This window comes from Arcobacter sp. ISO1, assembly GCF_058105185.1.
In genome coordinates this window covers 1,562,771-1,588,944 of sequence record NZ_CM176573.1, presented here as the reverse complement: position 1 = coordinate 1,588,944, position 26,174 = coordinate 1,562,771, and the positions used below count along the sequence as shown (strand labels likewise).

Here is a 26,174-nt window from a genome sequence, read left to right as displayed (position 1 = left end):
ATTCATAAAATTTTTATAAAAGGATTTACTTTGTTCAAATATGTTTTAGTTTTTATGCTTTTGCTTACAAGTTATATAAGTGCCGCAACATTCTCTAAAGAAGCTACTAAAGAACCAGTTTTAGTTCAAAAAGGTGAAGAAAAACACTGGTGTCCCGTTTGTGGAATGAGTATAAAAAAATTTTACAAGACTTCTCATACTTCAACATTAGAAAATGGAACTGCAAGACAATATTGCTCAATAAGATGTTTAGCAAAAGATAAAGAGGAGTATGGAATAGATGAGAATAATATTAGAGTAGTTGATGCAAAACATGAAACACTTATAGATGCAAAAAAAGCTTTTTATGTAATTGGAAGCAAAGTTAAAGGCACAATGAGTATGACTAGTAAACTTGCCTTTGAAAAAGAGCTTGATGCTAAAGAATTTATTAAACAATATGGTGGAAAAATTGCAAGTTTTGATGAAGCATTAAAGCAAGCCCAAGATTCATTAAAAAAAGATGATGCAATCACCAAAAATAAAAAAGTTAAAAAAGTTTATCCAATGGGTAAAAAAATCTTCCAAAAACTATGTAATCAAGATATAGATCCAACAGAATATATAGAGATTAATGAATTAAAAGCAGATATATTAAATAATAAACTTTGCAAAAGATTAGATGAAAAAAAGCTTCAAGCAGTTTCTTTATATTTGTGGGAAGTAAAAAGATTTGGAGATTTAGATTCAATCAAAAACAAAGTACAAGTTGAAGAAAGAGAAAAATGTCCTGTATGTGGAATGTTTGTTGCAAAATATCCAAGATGGGCTGCACAAATATTTTATAAACATGGTGATCATGAACATAAATTTTCATTTGATGGAGTTAAAGATATGATGAAATTTTACTTTAATCCAAAAAAATGGGGAGAATATCCTGTTTCTAAAGATATGATTAGCAAGATTTTAGTTACAGATTATTATTCGCAAGAAGCCATTGATGGAAGTAAGGCTTTTTATGTAATTGGTTCTGATGTTTATGGCCCAATGGGTAATGAGTTAATTCCTTTTCTTAATGAAAATAATGCAAAAATATTCAAAGAAGATCATGATGGAACAAAAATAGTAAGATTTGATAAAATAATTGAAAATGAAGTATATAAATTAGATGAATAAAAAAAGTAAGTATTTTATTGGTATCACAATTTGCTTAATGAGTTTACTATTAATACAAATTGTGTACCTTAAAATATATGAGTTAATAGACACAAAACAATTAAATGAAAAAAAAGCTTTTTTAAAAGTTACTGCCTTACCTGATTTAGCTATATCAACTGAAGCTATGTACATAAGACATAGAACCTTAAGTGATACATTTTCTTTATTAAAAGAAAGTCCAGAATTAAGAGAGTACTTTCCATCTACTTTCACCTATTCACATTCTCATATTTTAAATAACACACCCTCGAAGGTTTTAAATGAAAAGTAAAATCAATCTGTATTTAATAGAGTTTGCCATAAACTCTTTACTCAGACAAAAATTTAAAAATATATTTATTTTGATAGTTCTTATTTTTTTAACTTCACTAATAGCCTCAATATTCTTTATTTCAAACTCAATTAAACATGAACTAAATTCAACATTAAAGACTCTTCCACAAATTACTATCCAAAAATTAAAAGCAGGAAGACATTATGATATGAATTTAAGTGATGTGGATGAAATTTTAAATATTGCTGGAGTTAGTGATGCAATTCCTAGAGTTTGGGGATACTATTATTTTGCAAATATGGGTACAAACTTTTCAATAATTGGAATAGATGAATTTGAAAACCAGTATAAACAAACCTTAGTTGAAGCAACAAAAACTAATGATTTTACAAAAGCTTTAGATGAAAATTCTATGATTGTTGGAGAAGGAGTTAAAAAAGCCTTAGAAGATAACTACTATAAAAAATATTTTAATTTTATCAAACCAGATGGGACTTTCAAAAAGGTGAATATTGGAGGTGTTTTTAAAGCTTCTACAAACTTAGAATCAAATGATACTATTTTACTTCCAAAACAAATAGCACTAGAGATATTTGGGATGGAAGAGGATAAGATTACTGATATTGTTGTAAAGGTTGCAAACCCAGAAGAGATACCAACAATTGCCTCAAAAATTCGAATAATATTTCCTGATGCAAGGGTTATTACAAATAAAGATTTAGAAATCTCATATCAAAATATCTTTGATTATAAAAGTGGGATTTTTTTAGCATTATTTATTGTATCGCTTTTTACATTTTTTATCATTGTTTATGATAAAGCAAGTGGAATGAGTTCAGAAGAGAAAAGAGAAATTGGTGTTTTAAAAGCTTTAGGCTGGAAAATTGAAGATGTTTTAAAAGAGAAGTTCTATGAAAGTTTTATTATCTCTTTCTTAGGGTATATAATTGGTATTTTAATAGCCTTAAGTTTTGTATATATTTTTAACGCACCATTACTAAGTAATATATTCACTGGATATTCTGAGTTAAAAACAGATTTTGAATTACCCTTTGTAATTGATTATAATACTTTATTTTTAATATTTTTTCTTACAGTCCCAATTTATATAGCTTCAACTATAATACCTTCATGGAGAAGTGCAACAATTGAAACAGATAAGGTTTTAAGATGATAGAACTAAAATATCTAACAAAAGTTTTTGAGCTTAATAAAAACAATACAATAGTTGCAGTAAATGATATAAGTTTAGAGATAAATGATGGGGAACTACTTGTTTTAAAAGGGGCAAGTGGAAGTGGCAAAAGTACAATTCTTTCTTGCTTAGCAGGTTTAAGTAAACCTACTTCTGGTGAGATAATTATTGATAATGATAGAATTTCAAAACTTCCTGATAATTTTGCCTCACTTTTTAGAAGAGAAAAAATTGGTTTTATATTCCAAAAATATAATTTGATTCCAACTTTAAGTGTAAAAGAGAATATCTTAATTCCATTAATTCCTGAAAATTTACCTTCGCATAAAACAAAAGAGATTTTAGAAAAGGTTATGAAAAAGTTTAAAATTGACCACAAAAAAGATGAACTTGTTAAAAACCTTTCAGGGGGAGAACAACAAAGAGTTGCAATTGCAAGAAGCCAAGTAAATAATCCAAAATATATCATTGCAGATGAACCGACAGCAAACTTAGATAAAGAGTTATCTCTTCATTTTATTGAGATTTTAAAAGAATTAAAAAATGAGGGTAAAACAATCATTGTTGCTACCCATGATCCACTTTTCTTTGAGCTTGATTTTGTTGATAGAGTTATTGAAATATCAAATGGCGAAATTCTAAATGAGGCTTTAATATAATGCTTTTATCACCTGAAGTTTTAACAATACTTATTATAAATATTATATTTTTAGTATTTGGTACAATTGCTTTTTTTCTATCAACTAAAATTTTTTTAGGATGGGATATAAACTCAACTTCAAAAAAACAATATACTTTAGAAAAACAAAACTATTTAAGTGCAACAATAATCAAATATATACTTTTTACAAAAATAATACTTTTTTTATTTTTTGTTTTTACCCTAGATAAGATATCAAATGTTTTAACAGGAGCTATGTGTGCGGCTGGTGTTGTTGATGCAACTAGCTATGGTATTTATCTACTTTTGTTTAAATTAATAAATATCTATTTATTTGGCTTTTGGTTAATAATCCACAAAAGTGATATTCAAACAAAGGATATGAAATTTACAAAACTAAAATTTGGTTTTTATCTTTTTATATATTTAGTTTTTTTAGTTGAAACGATTATCGAAATAACGATGTTTTCTTCAATTGAGGTTGATAAATTAGTTTCTTGTTGTGGAACTTTATATTCAAACTCAACTGGTTCATATCTATCTTCTTTATATGCCTTTGATAATAGTTTAATTCTTGGAGTATTTTATTCAATCTTTGCTCTACTTATATTATCATACTTTTTAAAAAATGATTTTATGTATGTGATTTTTAATCTTTTATTTTTAATTATCTCATTGCTAAGCTTGATAATGTTTTTTGGAACTTATATATATGAATTGCCAACTCACCATTGTCCTTTTTGTATGCTTCAAAAAGAGTATAACTATGTAGGCTATATTATTTATATCTTTTTATTTTTAGGAACATTCTATGGCTTTGTTCCTGCTCTTAAAAATATTGTATTAGATATAAAAGAGGAACAAAATTATTATTATAGAATCTCAATTATTTCTTCTATTATCTATGTAGTGATTGTAAGTTTATATCCAATTGTATTTTATATAAGAAATGGAGTCTGGTTATAGTTATATAAAAAATTATTTTTTCATAAAAAAACAAAATTGTATGATTTTTATATAGCTGTATGTATATAATTTTTTGCATTAGTGATAAAATTATTATCATATAAAAAAAGGACTAAGTAATGAATAACTTAGACTTAATTTGGATTCTATTAAGTGCTTTCTTGGTTTTCTTAATGCAATTTGGTTTTTCTTTAGTTGAAACAGGAAGTGTTCGAACAAAAAATACAATTAATGTAGCTATGAAAAATCTAATTGATACAGTTTTTGGAATAATCTTTTTCTGGTTAATTGGTTTTGGATTAATGTTTGGTACTGACTCTTTTGGACTATTTGGAACTAACAATTTTATAATAGATGGTAAGAACTTAGAACAAAATGCAATATTTTTCTTCCAAGCAATGTTTGCTGCTACAGCTGTAACAATTGTATCAGGAGCAGTTGCTGAAAGAATAAAGTTTAACGGTTATATTGTAGTTGCAATAATTGTTTCAGCACTTATTTATCCTATTTTTGGACACTGGGCATGGAATGAAAATGGCTGGTTAAATAAACTTGGCTTTATAGATTTTGCTGGTTCTACTGTTGTTCACTCAATAGGAGCTTGGATTGGACTTATTGGAACTATAGTTTTAGGACCAAGACTTGGTAAATTCAAAAATGGGAAAGTAAAATATTATGCTCCTAGCAATCATAACTTTATAGTTTTTGGTGTATTTATACTTTTTTTCTCTTGGTTTGGATTTAATGCAGGAAGCTTGTTAAAATTTGACTATGAAGTAACTTCAATACTTCTAAATACACTCATTGCTGCTGTATTTGGTGGATTTGGTGCATGGATTATAACTTTCTTTCATAAATCTAGAATTGATGTTGAAATCTTTAGTTATGGTATTTTAGCAGGACTTGTGGGAATAACTGCAGGATGTTATGAGTTAACGGTGATGCAAAGTGCAATTGTAGGCTTTATCTCTTCATTTATAATGCACTATTCAAATGAACTTTTAACAAGATATTTTAAAATAGATGACCCTTTAAGTGTTGTTAGTATACATGGATTTGCAGGAGCATGGGGTACAATTGCAGTTGGTATTTTTGCAAATCTTCCTCAGGGTATGTCTAGAGTTGAGTTAATTCTAATACAAGTTGCAGGTGTACTTAGTGCCTTTACTTTTGCCATAAGTACAGGTTTTATCCTATTTATTCTTCTTCATAAACTTGATCTACTTAGAGTTAGAAAAAAACATGAAGTAATAGGTTTAAATACAAGTGAGCACAATGCTAAACTTCCGTGGGTTGAAACAATTGAAAGTATTGTAACAATTATGAAAACAGGGAATATGGGTAAAAAAGTTCATGAAGAAAGGGGTACGGAAGTTGGCTTAGTTGCAAAATTTTTTAATATTTTACTAAATATGTTAAAAGAGAAAAATACCCAATTAAAAAATAGTAATAAATCTTTACATAAAAAAGCTTATTTTGATGCCTTAACATCAATTATGAATAGAAGAGGTTTTTTAGAGAATATAAAAGAAAAAACTCTATTTTCAAAATATTCTCTAGCAATAATAGATATTGATAAATTTAAATTAATAAACGATACCTATGGACATGATATTGGTGATGAAGTTTTAAAAGAGTTAGCAAAAGTAGTTTCTAGTAATATTAGAGACAAAGACTTATTTGCTAGATGGGGTGGTGAAGAGTTTGTATTATTAATGAATACAGATGATTTACAAACAGCCCAAAATATAGCAGAGAAAATAAGAAAGTCAATTGAAAAAACAATTTTCCCAACTGTAAATAACATTACAGCTTCATTTGGTGTTAGTAGTTTTAAAAATAAAGATGAATCATTTGATGATGTATTAAAAAAAGCAGATAAAGCTTTATATGATGCTAAGGAGTTGGGAAGAAATAGAGTTTGTAGTTATTAAAACTAGAGGAAAACCTCTAGTTTTATTATAAATCTTGTTCGATTACTTGTCTAAATTTATTAAAGTAGATATCTTTTGCAGCATCTAACTCAAAATAAACATCATTGATAGAGATTTTTCCTCCACCAATCATACCAAGTTTTGTACAAGAAATTTTTCTATTTACACAAAGTCTTTCAAAGTTTTCACAATTTTCAGGATCAACTTCAACTAAAGCTCTTGATAATGTTTCAGAGAAAATATCTTTTTCATTTTCTAAATCTACTTTTGCATCAACACCTCTATTTCCAACAACAGCCATTTTAACTAAAGCTATTGCAAGTCCTCCAACATTTACATCTTTTGCAGACTCTAACAGATCTTGTTTATTTGCTTCAATAACTGTATTCCAAAGATTTAGCTCTTTTGAAAAATCTACTTCAGGGTGAGTTCCAGCTACTTTGTCGTAGAATTTTTTCATATATAAAGATCCACCAAATTCTGATTTAGTATCACCTAATAAATATACAAAGTTCCCATCTTCTTTAAATGCAGAAGGTAAAACCTTATTTGCATCTTCATTTACACCAACCATTGCAATTGCAGGAGTTGGGAAAACACCAACACCATTTGTTTCATTATATAAAGATACATTTCCACCAATAACTGGAGTATTTAACTCTTTACAAGCAGATTTTATACCTTCACAAGCTTGAGCAAATTGCCACATAACCTCAGGGTTTTGTGGGTTTCCAAAGTTAAGACAATCTGTAATTGCTTTTGGAATAGCTCCTGTCATAGCTACATTTCTTCCTGATTCCATAACAGCAGCTGCAGCTCCAAGTTCTGGATTAATATAACATTGTCTAGTATTACAATCAGCACTCATTGCTAAGGCTTTTCCAGTCTCTTTAATTCTAATTACAGAACCATCCAATTTTCCAGGACCTTTAACTGTATTTGTTTGTACCATTGAATCATATTGGTCATACACCCAAGATTTATCAACAATCTCCATATCACCAATTAGTGCTTCAAATGCTTCTTGATTTGAGATATCTTTGTCTAAAGTAATATCTTCAATACCTTCTAAATACTCTGGTTTTGCAACAGGTCTATCTAAAATTGGAGCTTCTTCTGAAACAGGTTGAACAGGTATATCTGCACATTTTTCACCATGCCAAAATAGTTCCATATTTCCAGTATCAGTAACTTCTCCTACAACAGCAACATCTAATTCCCATTTCTCAAAAATATCAATAATAGCTTGCTCACAACCTTTTTTAGCACAAATAAGCATTCTTTCTTGAGATTCACTTAACATGAAATCATAAGGAGTCATTCCCTCTTCTCTTGCTGGGATTTTATCTAAATGCATAATCATCCCAGAATCAGATCTTCCTGCCATTTCAAATGAAGATGAAGTAAGTCCTGCAGCACCCATATCTTGGATACCAATAATTAAATCTTCTTTAAATAATTCTAAACAAGCTTCTAATAATAGCTTTTCAGTAAATGGATCTCCAACTTGTACAGTTGGTCTTTTTGATTCTGAATCTTCATCAAATGAAGCAGATGACATTACAGCTCCACCAAGTCCATCACGTCCAGTTTTACTACCAACATACATAACTGGGTTTCCAACACCTTCAGCTTTTCCATAGAAAATCTCATCAGCTTTTGCAATACCTAAATTGAATGCATTTACAAGGTTGTTTCCAGCATAACACTCTTCAAAGTTTGTTTGTCCACCAATAGTTGGAACACCCATACAGTTACCATATCCACCAATACCTGCAACAACACCTCTTAATAAAAATCTATGTTTTTGTGCAGTTTCACTATTACCTTCAATTCCTGCAAATTGAATTAAGTTCATAGAAGCAACTGGTCTAGCCCCCATAGTAAATACGTCTCTCATAATTCCACCAACACCAGTTGCAGCACCTTGATATGGTTCTATAAATGAAGGGTGGTTATGTGATTCCATTTTAAATACAGCTGCGTATCCATCTCCAATATCAATTACACCAGCATTTTCACCTGGTCCTTGAATAACCCATGGAGCCTTAGTTGGGAATCCATTTAAATATTTTTTACTAGATTTATAAGAACAGTGTTCTGACCACATTGCAGAAAAAATTCCAATTTCTACATAGTTTGGTTCTCTTCCTAAAATCTCTTTAATGTTATCTAATTCTTCAAGTGTCAAAGAGTGAGCAAGTGCTAACTCTTCTAAAGTCATCTCTTTATTTTGCATTTTTCGCCTTAAAATTATGGTTGTGATTGTTTCTAAAGTTCGTGATTATATCTAAAGGGCACTTAGCTTTTAATTACCCTTCAGCTAAGATTTTTATTTTATTGTCTTTAACTTCTATATAAAGCTCTTTTCGTCCGTTAAAAGTATAAAACTTAGTTTTATAATCTTCATCCATAAGAACTTTAAACATCTGCTTATTTAATGAGTTTGGATAAGGAACAATATTTATATTTTTAAATTCTATTCTTTTATCCTCTTTTTTTGAGAAAATTCTTTTTTTATAGTTTTTAAATTGTTTGATATCCATACCATCATGTCTTCTAAAGTTTTCTGAGTAAAAATTTAAATACTCTTCCAAATCAGATTTTCTCCAAGCTTCTCTCCATTTATAAATAGAAGACAAGATTAAACTCATTTGCTCCTTTGAAACTTTTTTTAAATTTTCATCGGAAATTAGTAAAATCGATTTTGTGTAATCAAAACTTTCATCAAGTTCCTCAAGCTTTGGATTATCTAAAGCAATACAACCTTTTGTAAACTCTTCTCTATCTTCATTTAAAGGCATTCCATGAATCCAAATGCCATGTCCATTTTTATTTAAGGTTTTATCAAAGGTATTTGGATAGTTAGTTACTAAAGCTAAAGGACCATAAAATTGATCAACTGAAGTTAGTTTTTTGGTTAATTCATAAGCTCCAGTTGGAGTTTTCAAGTCTCCTTCTGATTGCTTATCCCCCTCTTCTTGTCCAACAATTACACTATCCCTTAAAATTAAATTGTAATCATTTTTACCAATTTTGTAAAGAGCAATCTCTTTAGCATCTTTTTGTGTAAAAAGAATATATTTTTTTGATTCATAATATCCAAAATCTACATTTTTATCTTTTAGATATTTTTTCCAATACTCTTTTTTTGTTAGTTGTTTTTCAAGTTCAATTTTTACAGCCTCTAATCCTTGGCTTCTATATATGTCAACTAAATCAGCTAACATAATGTTTGAGATTATGATTAAAACTAGTACTATTTTCTTCAATTGAAAGCTCCCATAATTCTTTATATATTCTTTAGTTGCGCAATTGTATAATATCGCTTCTAATTTTTTTATAAAAGAAGGTACATGAAAAAAACGATAATCCTATTTCTGTTTATTATTACATCTATGTTTGCAAACGTTGTCAAAGAGGAAAAATGGCCAAGTGGCGAAACATTTTTAACCTTTTTAGAAAAGTATCAAATCCCTCAAAAACTTTATTTTGATTTAGAGAAAGAGGATAAAGAGCTTTGTTCAGAGATTACTGCTGGTAATTATTACTATACAATTGAAAATAATGATGGAACTTTAAATCAAGTTTTGATTCCAGTTTCCGAAGAGATTCAATTACATTTATCAAAACAAAATGATGGAACTTATAAATTTCAAACTTTGCCAATAAGCTATAAAGAATTTACTGAAATTATAGCAATGCCAATTACTAGTTCTGTTTCACAACAACTGCAAGAAGCAACAGCAAGTGCAGCTTTAGCAGCCCATCTAAAATCAATTTTTTCAGGTGTTAGCTTTAGAAAAATGCAAAAAGGTGATATTGTTGCAATTGAATATACTCAAAAAGAGTTATTAGGAAAACCATTTGGACAACCACTTATAAAAGCTGCAATGGTTGAGATAAATGGGAAAAAACATTATAGATTTTTAAATGATAAAAATGATAAATATTATGATCAAAAAGGTAAAGCTTTTACAAAATTTTATTTCTTTAAATACCCTTTATCGTATACTAGAATTTCAAGTCAATTCACAAAAAAAAGATGGCATCCTGTTTTAAAAAGATATAGAGCTCACTTAGGAACGGACTTTGCAGCTCCTAGAGGAAGAAAAATTTATGCAGCTGGTGATGGAAGAATTGAATTTAAAGGTAGAAAAGGTGGCTATGGTAATACAATTATTATCAGACATCCAAATGGATACAAAACCTTATATGCCCACCAACATAAATTTAGAGCAGGTTTAAAAAGAGGACAAAGGGTTAAAAAAGGTGATCATATTGGATATGTAGGAAGTACGGGATTAAGTTCTGGGCCACATTTACACCTTGGGGTATATAAAAATGGAAGAGCAATTAATCCTTTGAAAATTATAAGAAAACCTGAAACAGTTAAACTTTCAGGGGCAAAAAGAAAACAATTTATAGCCTTAGCAAAGAAAAGAATTAAAGAATTTGACAAAGTTATAGAAAATATTGATAACTATAAAGGAACAAGATTAGATAGAATGGCTTCATCAAGCCAATTAAATCCAAAGGAAATCTAATGGAAATAAAAGAGCATATCATAACAAACCCTGAAAAACTTTTAGAAAATCTAAATGAACTTCACCCAAGTGATATTGCTCACTCCTTAAAAAAGATTGAGAAAGATTCCACTGAAGATTTTTTCTTTATATTAAAACAAATACCTGAAGATATTTTAGGGGAAGTAATTCTTGAACTTCCTGATTACCTAAGAGAAGATTCATATGATGAACTTTCAAGTGAGAAACTTACTGAAATTGTTTATGAACTTGAATCAGATGATGCAACTGACATTATCCAAGAACTTGAAGAGCACAATGAGGAAAAAGCAAAAGAGGTATTTGACGGTCTTGAGGAAGAAGATAAGCAAGAGATTGAATGGTTAAGTAGATATGAAGAGGATGAAGCTGGTTCATATATGCAAACAGAGCTATTCTCAGCAAATTTAAATGAAACCATTAAAGAATCACTTGATAGACTAACCCTAGGAAAAGAAGAAGACGAACTAGTAAATATTCATCAAGTTTATATTGTAGATAATCATAAAAAACTTTTAGCTTCTATTTTACTTGAAGATTTAATTCTTATTGATTTTAAAAAAACTTATCAAGAGGTTTTAGCCTCTCATGATGAAAATAGGTTTAAACCAAATATAGTTCACGATAAAGAGCATATAGATGATGTTGCAAAAAAGTTTGAAAAATATGACTTAAATGCTGTAGCTGTTGTCGGATTTCAAGATATGTTAATGGGAAGGATTACTTCAGATGATATTTTAGATGTTATTGAAGAGAATGCAACTGAACAAATGTATCAATTAGCCGGAGTTAATGATGACTTTGAGCATGATGACAACCTTTATATTACAGCAAAAAAAAGAGGTTTTTGGCTTTTTCTAAACCTTGGAACTGCTATATTGGCATCACTTGTAATTGGATTATTCGAAGAGACTTTGCAATCATATGTTGCGTTAGCTATATTGATGCCTATTGTTGCTTCAATGGGTGGAAATGCAGGAACTCAAACACTTGCAGTTATGGTAAGACAGTTAGCATTAGGAGACATTGACTTTGATAATAGTAAACATGCAGTAAAAAAAGAGGTATTTATCTCAATTGTAAATGGCCTTGTTTTTGCAATAATTATTGGTGGTATTGCTTGGTTTTGGTTTAATATAGCAATGCTTGGAGTTGTAATTGCAATATCTATGATAATTAACCTTTTTAGTGCAGGTTTTTTTGGAGCCTCAATACCTCTTATTTTGAAGAAATTTGATATTGACCCAGCTATAGGAAGTACAGTTTTACTTACAACAGTAACTGATATAGTTGGCTTTTTTAGTTTTTTAATGCTTGCAAAGGTTATTTTACTTTAATTACCTTGTAAGATATTAAAGAGAGATTCTCTCTTTAATATCTAGCCCAAAACCATTTATACCAACAAACTCACCTTTTGTTTTTGTTGTTATTAAATTTATTTCTTTTATTCCAAGTAAATTTAAAATTTGTGCACCAATCCCATATTCTCTTATCTCTTTCATTTTTTTTGAACTATTTGAAAGGAATACTAATACACCATTGTTTTCTTGGAGATATTTTATACTTTTCATCAAGTCTTCATATTTTTCACTTGAAGATAATAATTCAATGTCACTCATAATATTATGAAACTTGACATTTGTATTACTTTTTAATACTCCAAAAGAGTAAATATAATGTGCTCTATTTTTATGGTCTAAAAATGTATATTTATTTGCATTTTGTCCTAAAAAAGTTTCCATTGAATTATCTGTAATTTTAACTAATGACTCATTCATCATTCTATACTCAACAATATCTGAGATATAAACAATATTTAAATCATGCTTTTGGCAAAAGATATCCAAATCAGGTCGTCTTGCCATAGTTCCATCCTCTTTCATTATTTCACAAATAACAGAAGAGCTTTGCATTCCTGCAAGGTGACAAAGATCTGTTGAACCTTCTGTATGACCTGTTCTAACTAAAACTCCACCCTCTTTTGCAATAAGTGGGAAAATATGTCCAGGTCTTACTAAAACATCTTTTCTTGAATACTTATTTGCTAAGATTTTAATAGTCATATCTCTTTCATTGGCTGAAATCCCTGTTGCTGCATCTTTAGCATCAACAGAGATTGTAAAAGCTGTTTCATAAGAAGAGTCATTGTTTTTTACCATTGGAGCTAAATCTAATCTTTGGGCAGTTTCTTTAGATAAAGCTACACAAATAAGTCCTTTTGCATAAGTTGCCATAAAATTAACTTTTTGGGCAGTTGATAAATTCGCTGCGTAAACTAAGTCGCCCTCATTTTCTCTATCTTCATCATCAACCATTACAACCATTTTTCCTTGTTTAATATCTTCTATTGCTTGTAATACTCTATTTATTGCTTCTATTGATTTTTTTTCATTAATTGTTGCATTCATTTTATATCCTTTAAATCATATGTCCCATAGATTCTTTTTTTGTTTTTAAGTAATCTTCATTAAATTTATTTGAAGCCATTATTATTGGCCATCTTTTTACTATTTCAATACCTGATAAAGACTCTATTTTTTTTGGGTTATTTGTTAATAAATGTATTTTTTTTATATCAAAATATTCTAAAATATAGTTAACAATCTCATAATTTCTTTCATCATCTTGAAATCCTAATTGATGATTAGCTTCGATTGTATCTAATCCCTTATCTTGTAGTGCATAAGCATTTACCTTATTAAAAAGACCGATATTTCTACCCTCTTGTCTCAAATAAATCACCATACCACCAGAATCACCTATATTTTCTAAAGCATATTCTAATTGTTCACCACAATCACATTTTAGTGATCCTAGTGAATCCCCAGTTAAACACTCACTATGAATTCTTACTAATGGAATATCACCTAATGGTTCTTTGAAAATTACAAGATGTTCTTTTATACCCTCTTGGAAAGATTGTATTTTAAACTCTCCAAACTTTGTAGGTAAATTTGCTACATTTGATATATGTATTCTCATAAACTATCCTTTATCCTACTTTTTAAAAAAGCTTCAAAAAACTCTTTTAAAAAGTAGGTCCTGCAAAAAATGCAGAACCTATTCTTTTATCAGATATTAAAATTTATATGTTAAATATAGTTTAGCTATATCCATAGTGTCATCATTGTTTGCTGGTAAATCTAAATCAACATGAGCTAGTTGTAATCTTGCAGATAAACCATCTAACGCACCTTTAAATTTATATCTTAAGTCAGCTTGAATCTCTGATGCTCCATCCATATTTTTATTACTAATTGTTTGACCTTTATCAGTTTGTGAATATGATGAAAATGCAAATAATGTAAATACATTTGGAATGATTTTAGGAATAAGCATTAAAGAAGTTGAACTCATACCTGCATAAAAATTATCTGTAAACATTTGTCCACCATTATATTTAAAGAAGTGAGGAACATGTCCTAATGCACCTAAGAATGAATTATCATCTGCAACTCTTGTATAAGCTAGTTTAAATGCAGTATCAAATACTTTTCCACCTAATTTTACTCCATATAATGAAGTTTCACCTTTTCCAGCTTCAGCAACAGGTCCTGATCTTACTGCACCATCATAATTTGCACCTGCATAGTATGCTCCAATTGATAAAGGCATATCTACTGGTAATTTATAGTTTGCTTGAGTAAAGAATGTTGAATATGAATCAGTGGTATTAAAAGGTGCTTCAGTTGGATTTCCAATATCATCATTTACTGCTAAATATTGCCCTTCTAAAGTCAAGTTTGGTATTGATGTATTTTTTACATATAAAGACAATGTTGGATCATCAAAACTTGTTTTTCTTGCACTATTTGATGCACTATATCTTTCAATCCATTTTTTAATCACATATGCTCTAATTTCTGTATTTCCAATATCTTTTGAAACAACAGATAAAGCTTCAAATGTATCTTTTAATGGATTTGAGTTTGAAACTGCAATTAAAGGTGTAACAATCCCTTGTCTACCAACTTTTACTTCAGTTTTTGCAATATTATATTGTAAGTTTGCAATATATAACATTGAACCATCAGCAGTAATTCTTCCTTCATTTTCTGTAGCAAATGCATTTGCTCCACTTGAAACTGCTCCACTATCATTTTCAAGTTCTAAACTTCTTGCATGTTGAAAACCAACATTTGCTTTAAATCCATAAAAATCACCTGTTGTGTAGTTTAATTGTAAAGCTATTGCAGAAGAGTTAGCATTTCTAAATGGTCCTACTAATGTTGAATTTACATCAGAAGCCATTACTGTAAAGTTTCTAATTTCTCCTGATACTTTTCCATTAGTTAAAGCTTCAGCTAATGAATCACTTGCAAAAACTTGTGAATTTAATGCAAGTACAGCCATTAAAGACAGTGTTCTTAATTTCATTTTTTATCCTTATGTAATTTGAAACTTAGTAATTTAAAAAGTTATTTTATTATGCGAATATCTCAAACACTAAGTTTAACGAAAAAAGGTATTTTCTAGTATTTTACTAGTTGATAACCTTCGCCTTTTTTTGTTTGTATTAAATCAATTGGAAGTTTATGTCTTAACTCTCTAATAATTGACCTAATTCTTTCATGGGGAACAATCTCATTTTGATAAACATAATAAATTATTTCATCAAAGGTAACAATACAAGGAGATTTTATAAAAAGGATTTTCAACATCATTGCTTCTTTTCTACCTAAATGAGCCCTTTCTTCATGGTGAACAAATATTGATTTTTTAAAGTCATAAAAAGTATTATCGTTTATAAAAAAGACATCGTCATTCCACAAGTTACATAATTTATAAATTCTAAAAACTATCTCTTCTGGTGAAAAGTCTTTGACTATTACATCATTATAAGAAAGGTAATAAATCACTTTGAACATACGTGGTCGAATATCTTTTTCACAAATGAGAAGTATTGGAGCATCATTTCCATTTTCTCTAATAAATCTCATTGTGTTAATATTTAATGGCTCTTTTAAATTCAAAACAAAGATTGAACACTCTTCTAAAAAAGCAACATCATCATAAACTTCTCTCTCCTCATGTATAACTTTTGCTTCAATGGTAACTCTTGTTGCTTCTATACATTCAACAATATCTTTAGCAAGTTTTTTATCTGGTTCAAGAAGAAGCATTTTCATGTTTATTTCCTATCTAGTTTCTCATCAAGTAATTTTTCAAGCTCTTTTCTTTCTTTATCTAATTTACCTTCATAATATTCATATTCAGGTTTATAGTAGTTAAGAGCACTTCTTAGTCCTGTATGTCCAATTTCAACGTGACATGAGGCACAACTAATCTCTTTATTTGTTCCAATTAAGCTATCATAGTGTTTGTGTAGTTTCTGTGCCATTTTACTATATTTTTCATTTGAATTATATGTTGTATGACAACTAATACATCCTTCATCGTAAACAAAATGAGCTCTTTTTTCTCTATTTTTTTGCCAATCAATTTTTTCTGGTTCACCAAAGAAATGAATAGCACCTTCTATCACACCATTTCTTGCTTTTGTATAAATATAAGCAGCTAAAGAATCATGTGGTAAGTGACATTCAACACATTTAACTTTTATACCAGTATGCCCTGCACCACCATGTACATCATTTTGATAAGCAGCAACCATAGGATCCATCTCATGACATACTGAACAAAACTTATCATCACTTGTCATATGTAAACCTTGATAAGTAGCAAGGGCAATAAGTAAACCAACAAACACACCAATAAAACCAAATAAAACTATATTCTTTTTCATGGTGTATCCTTCATCCAAAGTTTAATATCATGTTCATGACACTCAATACACATATTTCTAGATGGTTCATGTTCCATATGACACTCATCACAAAATAAAACAGGTCCATCATGGATTGAATTGTGAGGATTAACATGAAGTTTATCCATAAATTCTAATCTTTTTGCCATAAAATCTTTTGATTTATGACATGCTAGACAACCTTCATCTCCTGGAGCAGAGAATTGTTTTGGATCATCTCCTTGCCCCTCATGACAAAATACACATTCAAATGATAATTCTGCATGATGAGATTTAACAGGGAACTCTTTTTTTACTTCTTCTGAAACAACAACTTTCTTCTCAGGAGGTGCTTGATTAGCACCTCCGTATAATAATATTGCACTTAAAGATAAAAGAGTTCCAATAACTAAAACATCTTTAATTCTTTTTTTCATGACTAAATATTTTCTCCTGCAATCATACCAAATGTTAAGCAGTCAGTAACTGCAACAGTTCCAAGTCTACTTGCACCATGAGTACCACCAGTAACCTCACCAGCTGCATATAATCCAGGGATTGGCTCATGAGTTTCAGATGAAATAACTTGTGCTTTTGTATTGATTTTTAATCCACCCATAGTATGGTGTGGTTTTGGCATAAGTCTAACCGCATAATAAGGTCCTTTATTCTCAACGCCTTCACCATTAAAGGCTTTAACAGGTTTACCAAACTCATCAACACCTTTTTTAACACCGTCATTATATTTTTTAATGCTTTGTTTTAATGCTTTTAATGGAATACCATAAGCTTTTGCTAACTCATCAAGAGTTTCATATTTTTTCATTACTTTAGATTGAAGTGCTTTATCTAACAATGGAATTAATTGTTTAGAGAATGTATTATATGTACCAATTGCAACAGGATAAGCATCAGCTTTTTCATGTAAAATCACATATTCAGCATCAGCTCTTGTTTTTCTATCTGCAAGTTCATTCATAAATCTTTTACCATTTCTAACATCAACAGCCATACCATATTTAAATAAACCTTGTTGAGTCATAAGTGGAGCAATTCCAAATCCTCTTTCATCAGGACTTGCCCATGGACCTTGTTGAATCCATCCAATATGAATTGGCATTGCACCAATTTTAAATGATTCTAATAAAGCTCCAGCAGTTGCACCTTTATGGTTTGTAGCATCTTGATCAACACCTAATCTTGGGTCTTGAAGTTTTCTATAATATTTATCTGCAGCAAATCCACCAGAAGCTAAAATAACACCTTTTTTAGCACCATATACAATAGGTTTACCAGTTTTATTCTCTTTGTCATCACTTAATAGTTTTGAATCAAATCTATATCCAGTTCTAGCTGTAATACCTACAACTCTTTCATTATCATCTAAAACAAATTGGTCAAATTTAGTTCTTCTTACAATTTTACAACCTGGAAGTGCTTGAACAAATTTAGTCATTGGTTTAATTACACCAGAACCACTCATATTTTCAGTAACAATAGTTCTTGCAACTGAGTGCCCACCAAACCATGCAGGTTTAACATCTTGCCATTTAGCTCCACACTCAACAGAGAAATTAAATGCATCAAAAGCTCTATCTGCAATTGTTTCAAGTAATTCAACATGGTTAATACCAAGACCAGCTTTTAAACAATCTTTGATAAATAACTCATTAGAATCTTTGATACCATATTTTTTTTGAAGATGGTTATTTGGTACAGCCATACCACCACCATTAATAACAGAATTACCACCAATTCTACCCATTTTTTCAACGATTAATACAGATAAGCCTCTTTGAGCAGCTTTAGCAGCAGCTGCTAATCCAGCAAATCCTGTACCAATAACTATCACATCATACTCTTCATCAAATTTAACGTCTTTTGCTTTTGGTGTTTCAGAGGCAATTGCATTTGCCCCACCAAACATCGCTAAACCAGCAGCACCTAATGCACCCATTCTTAGGGCTTGTCTTCTTGAAATGTTTTCTGTTTTCATTTTTCTCTCCTAGAAATTTAATTTAAAAAACTAAATGTTTTTTTTAAACTTAATGAAATTTTAACAAGCGAATGTGAGATTTTTTGTGAGATTTGAATGGTTATTCATTTGTTTAGTTACTTTTTTGTTAGATTTTTTTGTTAGGAAATTTTGTTAGGTTTTTTATATTTAGAATATCTATAATTTAAGATTATTTTGCTGAATAACCTAAAAAGTTTTCAACAAAATAAACTTTACATTTAATAGAGTAATTTTCATAAAGTTCTATTTCTATTTCTTTTATAAATTGTATATTATCAAATTCACCAACTTTGAATTGTGGCTTATCTGCCCTTGTTATATAAAGAAATTTTCCTTTTAGTACTTTATTATCAAGATTATTAAACATATGATAATGATTTGTAACTACTTCTTTTGAGTTGTAAATTAAAGAATCAAAAGGGTGAGGTTTCATATAAAATATCATCTCTGACATAATCTTTCTATCTTCAAATATCAATCTATAATTGTACTCTTTTCTTATATTGTCTAAGTTTTTTGCAACTTCTTCCCATCCACTAATTCTATTATAAGGATCGTTTTTCTTTGTTAATTCCACACTAAAGGTATTCATTATTGGATGGTAAAAATATAAAATTAAAGCTAATAATATATTTAAAAACAAAGAGATTTTAATAAGTTTAATCTTCCCATTTTTTACTAAATAAGCGATTACTAGTATAGTCCCAGCAATATAAACTGGTGCACTCCAATTTGCAAAAGCACGAGAGAGTAAACTAAGTATTGTAATAAATAAGAAATATGGAATTACAAAAAGATATAAAAATTTTAATGATTTATCTGAAAATATTGTTTTAAATTTAAATAATAAAAACAACATAACAGGGAATAAAACTAAACCAAAAACACCTAATTGTGAGCCTAAAAATTCAAGCATCTTATCAAAATGAAAAAGATCTTTTTCAACTTGTGATATCTCTTTTGTATGAACAAAACTTATGAAATCATGTGTAAATTGCCAATAAAGGTTTGGTATAAAAACAATACATGCAACTAAAATTGAAATATAAAAATCTATTTTTTTAAAAACCTTTCTATAGTTTTTATCTAAAATTAAAACTAGTATTGCTGAGATTAGGAAAAATACCATATTATATTTACTTAACATCCCACAACCTGCAAAAAAACCAGCTAATAACCAATATTTTCTTTGTTCGTCATCTATTGCTTTTAGGAAGAAATAGATTGATAAAGACCAAAATAAAAGTAATACAACATCTGTTGATATTATAATTGATGACATCGATATAGCTGGAAGAGTTAGAAATGATAAAGCACTATAAAAGGCTATTTTATTATCATTAAAAAGTCTTATCGCAATTAAATATATAATAGAAGATGTTAAAAGATATACAAATATTGAGCCTATTTTAGTAGCTATTTCACCATCACCAAAGATTGAAGTTGTAAGCATTATAAGCCAAGCTATCATTGGAGGTTTTGAGAAATACCCTAATTCAAAACTTTGAGCCCAGCCCCAATAATAAACCTCATCAATATATAAACCATAATCTTTCATTAAGAAATATAAAACACCTAGTCTAAAAAGTTGAATAAAAATAGCTATTATTAAAAAGTTTTTTAAAGAATAAAATTTTGTAGTATTTGTCATTGTTTCGCTTTAATATGAAATGGCGATATTTTATCGATTTTTTACTATAATTGCCATAAAATTTACCCAAAGGCCTTTAATGAAACTCTCAGTAGTAATACCTGTGATGGATGAAGAAGACAATATTAAACCACTTATTGAACAAGTTGATGTTGCTTTAAAAAATATTGAATATGAATTAATTTTAGTTGATGATGGTTCATCTGATAAAACAATTGAATTAATTGAAAAATATGCGCTAAAAAATACTAAACTTTTAGAGTTTAATAGAAATTATGGACAAACAACTGCAATGGCAGCAGGTATTGATGAAGCAAAAGGTGAACTTATTGTAACTTTAGATGGTGACTTACAAAATGACCCATCTGATATTCCAATGATGATAGAACTACTTGAAGATGGTGGGTATGATGTAGTTGCAGGAATTAGAGCAAAGAGAAAAGATGGGATGTTTTTAAGAAAAATTCCAAGTAAAATTGCAAACTGGCTAATTAGAAAATGGACAGGAGTTTATCTAAGTGATTATGGATGTACATTAAAAGTATTTAAAAATGATGTAGCAAAGAATCTTGGACTTTATGGAGAACTTCATAGGTTTATCCCCGTTTTAGCAAAACTTTATGGTGCAAAAATGACTGAAATTAATGTGAAGCACCATGCAAGAATCTATGGTGAATCTAAATATGGGATAGGAAGAACTTTTAAAGTATTTAGTGATCTTTTATTAATGGTATTTTTCCAAAAATACAATACAAAACCTATGCATCTTTTTGGAACATTAGGTGGTATCTCTTTTACTATTGGTATGATAATAAATTTCTATTTATTTATAATCAAACTTTTAGGGGAAGATATTGGTACAAGACCATTGTTTACTGTAGGAGTTACATTATCTTTAATTGGTGTTCAATTAATTACTACAGGTTTCCTTGCAGAGATTTTAATGAGAACATATTATGAGTCACAAAATAAAAAACCATATGTAATCAAACGAAGATTTGAAAAAGAAGACTAACATAAAAAAAATAGTTAAACTACTAATTCAGATTTTATTTACAGCTATAGCTATAACTATAGTTGTAAATAAACTAGACTTATCCGAAATAAAGAATACCCTAAGTTCCACAAACTTTTTTTATCTATTTCTAGCATTTTTGATGTTTAATATTTCAAAAATTATTAGTTCAATAAGATTAAATAGGTTTTTTGATGATATTAATCTAAAACTTTCACAAAGCTATAATTTAAAGCTTTATTATCTAGGGATGTTTTATAATCTATTCTTGCCTGGAGGAATTGGAGGAGATGGATACAAAATCTATATTTTAAAAAAATATTTCAATCAAAAAATTTTAACTATGACAAAAATAATGTTACTTGATAGAATTTCTGGGCTTATAGCCTTGCTTTTTTTAACAGGAGTTCTTGGTTTATTTAGCTCTTTTACAAACTATACTTATATTTCCTATATAACAATAGCAGGTGTAGTTTTAATTTACCCTATTACAATATTACTTTACAAATACAAATTTAGTGAGTTTCTAAAAAGTTTTCAAATAACAAACTTTCAAGCTTTACTAGTACAACTTTTTCAAGTTTTTTGTGCTTATTTTATAGTTTTGTCATTTGGAGGGAGTAATGATATTTTTGATTTACTAGTAATCTTTTTAATCTCATCAATAGTTGCTGTTTTACCTTTAACAGTTGGGGGAATTGGAGCTAGGGAATTAACTTTTATATATCTTTTACAATTTCTAGGGAAAGAGCCAACTATAGGTGTTGCCCTTTCTGTTATATTCTTTTTAATTACTGCTTTTTCTTCTTTTATTGGAGTTTCATTTATAAACTATAAATGGTCAAAAAAGCAGTAATATTTCTTTTTAGATAGGAACTTTTACGGTAAAACAAGCTCCTTTTTCAGTATTCTTAACTCCAATAAAGCCATTCATATTTGCTTCAATTATATTTTTTGACATATAAAGCCCTATTCCTGTACCTTGAGACTTATGTTTTGTTGTAAAATATGGTTCAAAGACTCTATCTATTATCTCTTTTTCAATTCCCCCTGCATTATCTTCTATTTTAACAATATGACACTCTTTACCACTTTTTATTTCAATTACTATTTTAGGATTTTCAATTTTTCTAAGAATTAAAACATCTTTTGCATTATTTAAAATATTTAATATAACTTGTGAATATTCATTTTCATATCCGTTAACTTCTGCATCATCAATCACATTCATTGATAGTTTTATATTATGATACTTTAAAGAACTTTTTATAATAAAATATGCTTTTTCACATGTTTGTTTTACATTAAAAATTTTCTTTGCCTCTTCTGGTCTGAAAAAGTTTTGAAAATCTGATATTGTTTGAGTCATATATAAAGTTAAAGCATCAGCTTCATCTATTTTTTCTTCTAAATACTCTTTTGTAAATTCATTAAATTCATATGTTGCTAGCATATTCATATGAATGGCAGAAATTTCACTTAATGGTTGTCTCCATTGGTGTGCAATATTTCCAATCATTTCTCCCATTGATGCAAGTTTTGATTGTTGTATTAGAATCTGTTCTTGCTCCATTCTTTTATCTATCTCTGCTTGAATTTTATATTCCAAATTATCAATCATATCATTCATCATAATTTTTAGTTCATTTAAAATAGCACTATCAGATTTTTTTGTAAGTCTCATACCAAGGTTTCCACCTTTTATATTTTTTAAAACTTCTGTTGCATCTTTTATTAAGATTTCATTCTTTTTAATATTATCTTCAACATTTTGAAAGTTTTGATTAATAGATTCTGCCATCTGGAAAAACTCATCTTTAGAATGAATTACAATTTTTTGTGCTTTATCTTTTTTATAATTTAAATATTCGAAAAATTCATTTAAACCTTTTTGAACAATATTTAAAGAGGTTATAATATTGTTAGAAACAAGCCATCCTGCAATAATAGAAAATAGCATTACAACAAGAAAATAAAGAGCCACTTCTATTATCAATGATTTTGATTCTTCAACAGCTTTCATATATGAATTTTCTACTTCATTTAAAAGTTCACTTTGAATAGAAAGTAAATGATTCATCAAAAGATCAAAATGTTTTTTATCTTTTGTAGAAACATTAATATATGCCCCTTCTTCAAAACCTCTTTGTAAATATGCCTGTGTCCTTTCAATAACCTTTTTATAGTTATTCCACAAAATAGATGTTTTTTTATTTTCTATTTTAGTTTTCAAAAAAGAATTATCAAGTTTTTTGACTAAAAGATTTATATCTTTTTGAATTATTGATCTTTGTTTTTTATTTGGAGCAATTACAATTGACTGATTAATCCCTCTTAGTTTATATAAGGGAGCTATTATATTATCTTGTAAAAGTAAAGTCTTTTCAGATTGAATATAGACATCTTTTAATCTATCTTTTGCTTTCTCACTTGTGTTTATTGAGATAAAACCAAAAATAAAAACAGAACAACATAAAATTACAAATAAAATACTCAATTTTGCTTTGATATTAAATCTATCAAACAGTTTCATTATTTAATCCTTAAGGGTACTATTGGTGTATGAAAATCCATAGGATATTCTTTCTCTTCTCTTACTGACCAATGATTTTTCGTAATTTTTGTTTTCCATAGTGGAGCAATCCCTCCAGCATATGGCTCATATATAACTTCTTTGTTAACAGCAATTACTTTATTGTGAGAGGGTACTCTTAAAGTATAAGCCATGTCTCTAGCTCTATATAAAATTTTAGAGACAATCTCTTCATAACTTGAACTGTTTATTTTTGTAGTAAAAAACTTATCTATATATTCTTTCATAAACTTATCATTTGGAATAATAGACCAAGGAGAGTCATTTTCATAAATAAACATTACTGTCCAAGGGTTTTGGTAATACCAATCATCATCACCCCAAGCTAATAAATCCCAATTTTTGGTATTTTTTGAAGATCTTGTGTTTAGAAGCTGTTCATATATATCTTTTTCACTAGTTGTAACATCATAGATTAATTTTACACCATATTTTTCAAGTTGATACTCTATTCCTCTCCATAAAAACATAAACCTATCTTGAGTAAATACATTTAATACTAATCCTTTTAATAATTGATGTTTTTTCTCTTCTGACATAGTATATGTTTTATACTCATTTTTTTGTGCAATCTCTTTTACAACTCTAAAGTTTATTGATGTAGAAAAAGGGGAAATTGTTCCTTCTTTTTTATAAATAAAATTTAAAATGTTTTCTTGATTTATTGCCTCATTTAACGCTACTCTTACTTCTTTATTTTCTAGTTTTTTATTGCCATTCATAAGGTTGAAAAATATAATGATATTATTAGTTGATTCTTTTATCACAAGCTTTGAATATTTTGACATCACGGCTTCAATTTTTTTATCAAAAGGGATTGGTGAGACATCAAGTCTCCCCTCATAATTTACTACATTTTCAAAGGCCTCTTCTGTATTAAGTTGAGTATATACAGTAACTTTTTTTATTTTGGGATATTGATTATCCCAATAATAGGGGTTTGCTTCTAAAACTATTTTTTCTGTTTGTTTTTTACCTATTGCATAACCACTTTTTAATATATAAGGTCCCATTCCATAAGGTCCTGGTTCTTGAGTTCCTGTTTCAGTCTCTTCACCTTTTGTAGGATACTTTTCTAAATACTCATCTGTAAAGAAAAAAACCCTTGCAAGGTCCGTAAAAAATAGTTCATATTTTTGTTTAAGTTGTATTTTAAGTCTATATTCATCCACTTTGCTTATTTCAAAATCTATTTTATCTACATTTGAAAATAAAAAAGGATTCTTTTTAAAATGATTAAGATTGTTTATAGCTGAATCAATTGTAAATGGTGTCCCATCTTGAAATTTTAAATTTCTTTTTATTTCAAATATATAAGTATAATCATCAACTCTTTCATGTGATTTAGCTAAATCATAAACCCAACCTCTTTCATTGTCATCGGAACGGATTAAACCAGCATTTGTATTTTTTGAAATATAGATATAAGGAATACTTGGGAAAAAAACTTTTATATGAGATTTTGGATGCATATATTCAATGGCATTTAAAGAAGAAGTATCTTCTTTAAAAATTTTATCATCAAGATTATTTGAATAAGAAAAAACAAAAAGTATAATTGTAATAAAAAACAATCTAACCAATTTTATATCCTATTCCAGAAAGATTATTTATTATATTAGTGGGTAGTTTTTTTCTTAAATGCAAAACAACAGATCGTAAAGCACTATCTGTCATAACAAGTTCTTGCCAAACCTTATCTTGTAATTCATCATAGGTAACAACTCTATTTTGATTTTGAATTAGTAACTCTATAAATCTAATCTCTTTTTTATTTAGAACTATTATCTCACCTTTATATTTTAGTTTTTTGATACCAAAATCATAAGTATAATTTTCATCACTTTCTAATTTAATCTCTTCATTAATATTTAATGATTCAATACACTTTCCTAAAGTTTCAAACAACATTTTTGTAGTTATTGGTTTTACCATATATTTTTCCATATGTAACTCTACTGCTTCTAACAAATACTTCTTTTCTGTATGTGCAGTAATCATAACGACAGGAGTGGTTTTATCGACTTTTCTTACTTCTTTTATAAATGTAATTCCATCCATTAAAGGCATATGTATATCACTTAAAATAATATCAGGTTTTTTTTCAAAATAAAGGTCTAATGCTTCTTTTCCATTTGTTGCTTCATAGACTTCTTTTGAGTAATATCTAAGTGTTTTTAAAATGTTTTTTCTTATACCATCTTCATCTTCTGCATAAAGAATTCTCAATGGTTTTAATTGTAATTTCACGTTATCCAAAATTTTCTCCTACTTACAAAACTTTTTTATTATAGCAACTAAACTTTTTTTATTATACCAAATAAAAATTAAACCAATAAATTAAGACAAATTTAAAAAAA

At 28.5% G+C, this 26,174-nt stretch carries 23 protein-coding genes; 10 read left to right on the top strand and 13 right to left on the bottom strand.

What is annotated here, in order from left to right; genetic code table 11:
* Positions 1–30: 30 nt before the first annotated feature.
* The 6 genes from AC2TY9_RS07845 (at position 31) to amt (ending at position 6,227) form a co-directional block, all read left to right on the top strand.
* Positions 31–1,155, top strand: a complete 1,125-nt coding sequence (locus AC2TY9_RS07845; RefSeq protein ID WP_489780388.1) for a nitrous oxide reductase accessory protein NosL — start codon at positions 31–33, stop codon at positions 1,153–1,155.
* Entirely contained in the window at positions 1,148–1,468 is a 321-nt protein-coding gene (locus AC2TY9_RS07840; RefSeq protein WP_489780387.1) for a hypothetical protein, read from the top strand. The genes AC2TY9_RS07845 and AC2TY9_RS07840 overlap by 8 nt, the downstream gene beginning before the upstream one ends.
* Positions 1,458–2,645: an ABC transporter permease gene (locus AC2TY9_RS07835; RefSeq protein ID WP_489780386.1), complete on the top strand. Its 1,188-nt coding sequence runs from the start codon at positions 1,458–1,460 to the stop codon at positions 2,643–2,645. Before AC2TY9_RS07840 ends, AC2TY9_RS07835 begins: the two co-directional genes overlap by 11 nt.
* Positions 2,642–3,325: an ABC transporter ATP-binding protein gene (locus AC2TY9_RS07830; RefSeq protein WP_489780385.1), complete on the top strand. Its 684-nt coding sequence runs from the start codon at positions 2,642–2,644 to the stop codon at positions 3,323–3,325. The genes AC2TY9_RS07835 and AC2TY9_RS07830 overlap by 4 nt, the downstream gene beginning before the upstream one ends.
* The gene (locus tag AC2TY9_RS07825) at positions 3,325–4,293 is read left to right on the top strand and encodes a hypothetical protein (protein ID WP_489780384.1); all 969 of its coding nucleotides are present in this window, start codon (positions 3,325–3,327) and stop codon (positions 4,291–4,293) included. Before AC2TY9_RS07830 ends, AC2TY9_RS07825 begins: the two co-directional genes overlap by 1 nt.
* 119 nt (positions 4,294–4,412) lie before the next feature.
* Positions 4,413–6,227, top strand: coding sequence for an ammonium transporter (gene amt / locus AC2TY9_RS07820; RefSeq protein WP_489780383.1), 1,815 nt, complete (start codon positions 4,413–4,415; stop codon positions 6,225–6,227).
* A gap of 25 nt (positions 6,228–6,252) precedes the next feature.
* Here the strand turns inward: amt and purL are convergent, their stop codons facing one another.
* Complete coding sequence (gene purL, locus AC2TY9_RS07815; RefSeq protein WP_489780382.1) at positions 6,253–8,466, bottom strand: phosphoribosylformylglycinamidine synthase subunit PurL; 2,214 nt, start codon at positions 8,464–8,466, stop codon at positions 6,253–6,255.
* A gap of 73 nt (positions 8,467–8,539) precedes the next feature.
* Positions 8,540–9,499, bottom strand: coding sequence for a L,D-transpeptidase family protein (locus AC2TY9_RS07810; protein WP_489780381.1), 960 nt, complete (start codon positions 9,497–9,499; stop codon positions 8,540–8,542).
* An 84-nt stretch (positions 9,500–9,583) separates the two neighbouring features.
* On the opposite strand from AC2TY9_RS07810, the gene AC2TY9_RS07805 reads away from it, so the two are divergent.
* Entirely contained in the window at positions 9,584–10,774 is a 1,191-nt protein-coding gene (locus AC2TY9_RS07805) for a peptidoglycan DD-metalloendopeptidase family protein (RefSeq protein WP_489780380.1), read from the top strand.
* Entirely contained in the window at positions 10,774–12,129 is a 1,356-nt protein-coding gene (mgtE, locus tag AC2TY9_RS07800) for a magnesium transporter (protein WP_489780379.1), read from the top strand. The genes AC2TY9_RS07805 and mgtE overlap by 1 nt, the downstream gene beginning before the upstream one ends.
* A gap of 15 nt (positions 12,130–12,144) precedes the next feature.
* Here mgtE and AC2TY9_RS07795 read toward each other — a convergent pair whose 3' ends face one another.
* The 8 genes from AC2TY9_RS07795 to AC2TY9_RS07760 form a co-directional block, all read right to left on the bottom strand.
* Positions 12,145–13,170, bottom strand: coding sequence for a bifunctional 3,4-dihydroxy-2-butanone 4-phosphate synthase/GTP cyclohydrolase II (locus tag AC2TY9_RS07795; RefSeq protein WP_489780413.1), 1,026 nt, complete (start codon positions 13,168–13,170; stop codon positions 12,145–12,147).
* A gap of 40 nt (positions 13,171–13,210) precedes the next feature.
* Positions 13,211–13,774: a GTP cyclohydrolase II gene (gene ribA / locus AC2TY9_RS07790; protein ID WP_489780378.1), complete on the bottom strand. Its 564-nt coding sequence runs from the start codon at positions 13,772–13,774 to the stop codon at positions 13,211–13,213.
* 96 nt (positions 13,775–13,870) lie between these two features.
* Entirely contained in the window at positions 13,871–15,169 is a 1,299-nt protein-coding gene (locus AC2TY9_RS07785; protein ID WP_489780377.1) for an OprD family outer membrane porin, read from the bottom strand.
* A gap of 95 nt (positions 15,170–15,264) precedes the next feature.
* Complete coding sequence (locus AC2TY9_RS07780) at positions 15,265–15,921, bottom strand: winged helix-turn-helix domain-containing protein (RefSeq protein ID WP_489780376.1); 657 nt, start codon at positions 15,919–15,921, stop codon at positions 15,265–15,267.
* A gap of 2 nt (positions 15,922–15,923) precedes the next feature.
* A complete protein-coding gene (locus AC2TY9_RS07775; RefSeq protein ID WP_489777041.1) occupies positions 15,924–16,538 on the bottom strand; it encodes a cytochrome c3 family protein in 615 nt (204 codons plus the stop codon).
* On the bottom strand, positions 16,535–16,975 hold the full coding sequence (locus AC2TY9_RS07770; protein ID WP_489777039.1) for a cytochrome c3 family protein: 441 nt from the start codon (positions 16,973–16,975) through the stop codon (positions 16,535–16,537). Before AC2TY9_RS07770 ends, AC2TY9_RS07775 begins: the two co-directional genes overlap by 4 nt.
* A 2-nt stretch (positions 16,976–16,977) precedes the next feature.
* Positions 16,978–18,534: a flavocytochrome c gene (locus tag AC2TY9_RS07765; RefSeq protein ID WP_489780375.1), complete on the bottom strand. Its 1,557-nt coding sequence runs from the start codon at positions 18,532–18,534 to the stop codon at positions 16,978–16,980.
* A 190-nt stretch (positions 18,535–18,724) separates the two neighbouring features.
* Complete coding sequence (locus AC2TY9_RS07760; protein WP_489780374.1) at positions 18,725–20,206, bottom strand: glycosyltransferase family 39 protein; 1,482 nt, start codon at positions 20,204–20,206, stop codon at positions 18,725–18,727.
* Between the two features lie 79 nt (positions 20,207–20,285).
* Between AC2TY9_RS07760 and AC2TY9_RS07755 the strand changes: the two genes are divergently transcribed.
* Together AC2TY9_RS07755 and AC2TY9_RS07750 are read left to right on the top strand one after the other, a co-directional pair.
* Entirely contained in the window at positions 20,286–21,221 is a 936-nt protein-coding gene (locus AC2TY9_RS07755) for a glycosyltransferase family 2 protein (RefSeq protein ID WP_489780373.1), read from the top strand.
* Positions 21,205–22,077: a lysylphosphatidylglycerol synthase transmembrane domain-containing protein gene (locus AC2TY9_RS07750; RefSeq protein WP_489780372.1), complete on the top strand. Its 873-nt coding sequence runs from the start codon at positions 21,205–21,207 to the stop codon at positions 22,075–22,077. Before AC2TY9_RS07755 ends, AC2TY9_RS07750 begins: the two co-directional genes overlap by 17 nt.
* A 9-nt stretch (positions 22,078–22,086) precedes the next feature.
* On the opposite strand, the gene AC2TY9_RS07745 is transcribed toward AC2TY9_RS07750, so the two are convergent.
* Genes AC2TY9_RS07745 through AC2TY9_RS07735 form a run of 3 tightly spaced genes read right to left on the bottom strand, consistent with a single transcriptional unit; the run spans position 22,087 to position 26,064 of the window.
* A complete protein-coding gene (locus tag AC2TY9_RS07745; RefSeq protein ID WP_489780371.1) occupies positions 22,087–23,754 on the bottom strand; it encodes an ATP-binding protein in 1,668 nt (555 codons plus the stop codon).
* Positions 23,754–25,397, bottom strand: a complete 1,644-nt coding sequence (locus AC2TY9_RS07740; protein WP_489780370.1) for an ABC transporter substrate-binding protein — start codon at positions 25,395–25,397, stop codon at positions 23,754–23,756. The genes AC2TY9_RS07745 and AC2TY9_RS07740 overlap by 1 nt, the downstream gene beginning before the upstream one ends.
* Positions 25,390–26,064 carry a response regulator transcription factor gene (locus AC2TY9_RS07735; protein WP_489780412.1) on the bottom strand — a complete coding sequence of 225 codons (675 nt, stop codon included), beginning with the start codon at positions 26,062–26,064 and terminating at the stop codon, positions 25,390–25,392. Before AC2TY9_RS07735 ends, AC2TY9_RS07740 begins: the two co-directional genes overlap by 8 nt.
* Positions 26,065–26,174 lie beyond the last annotated feature (110 nt).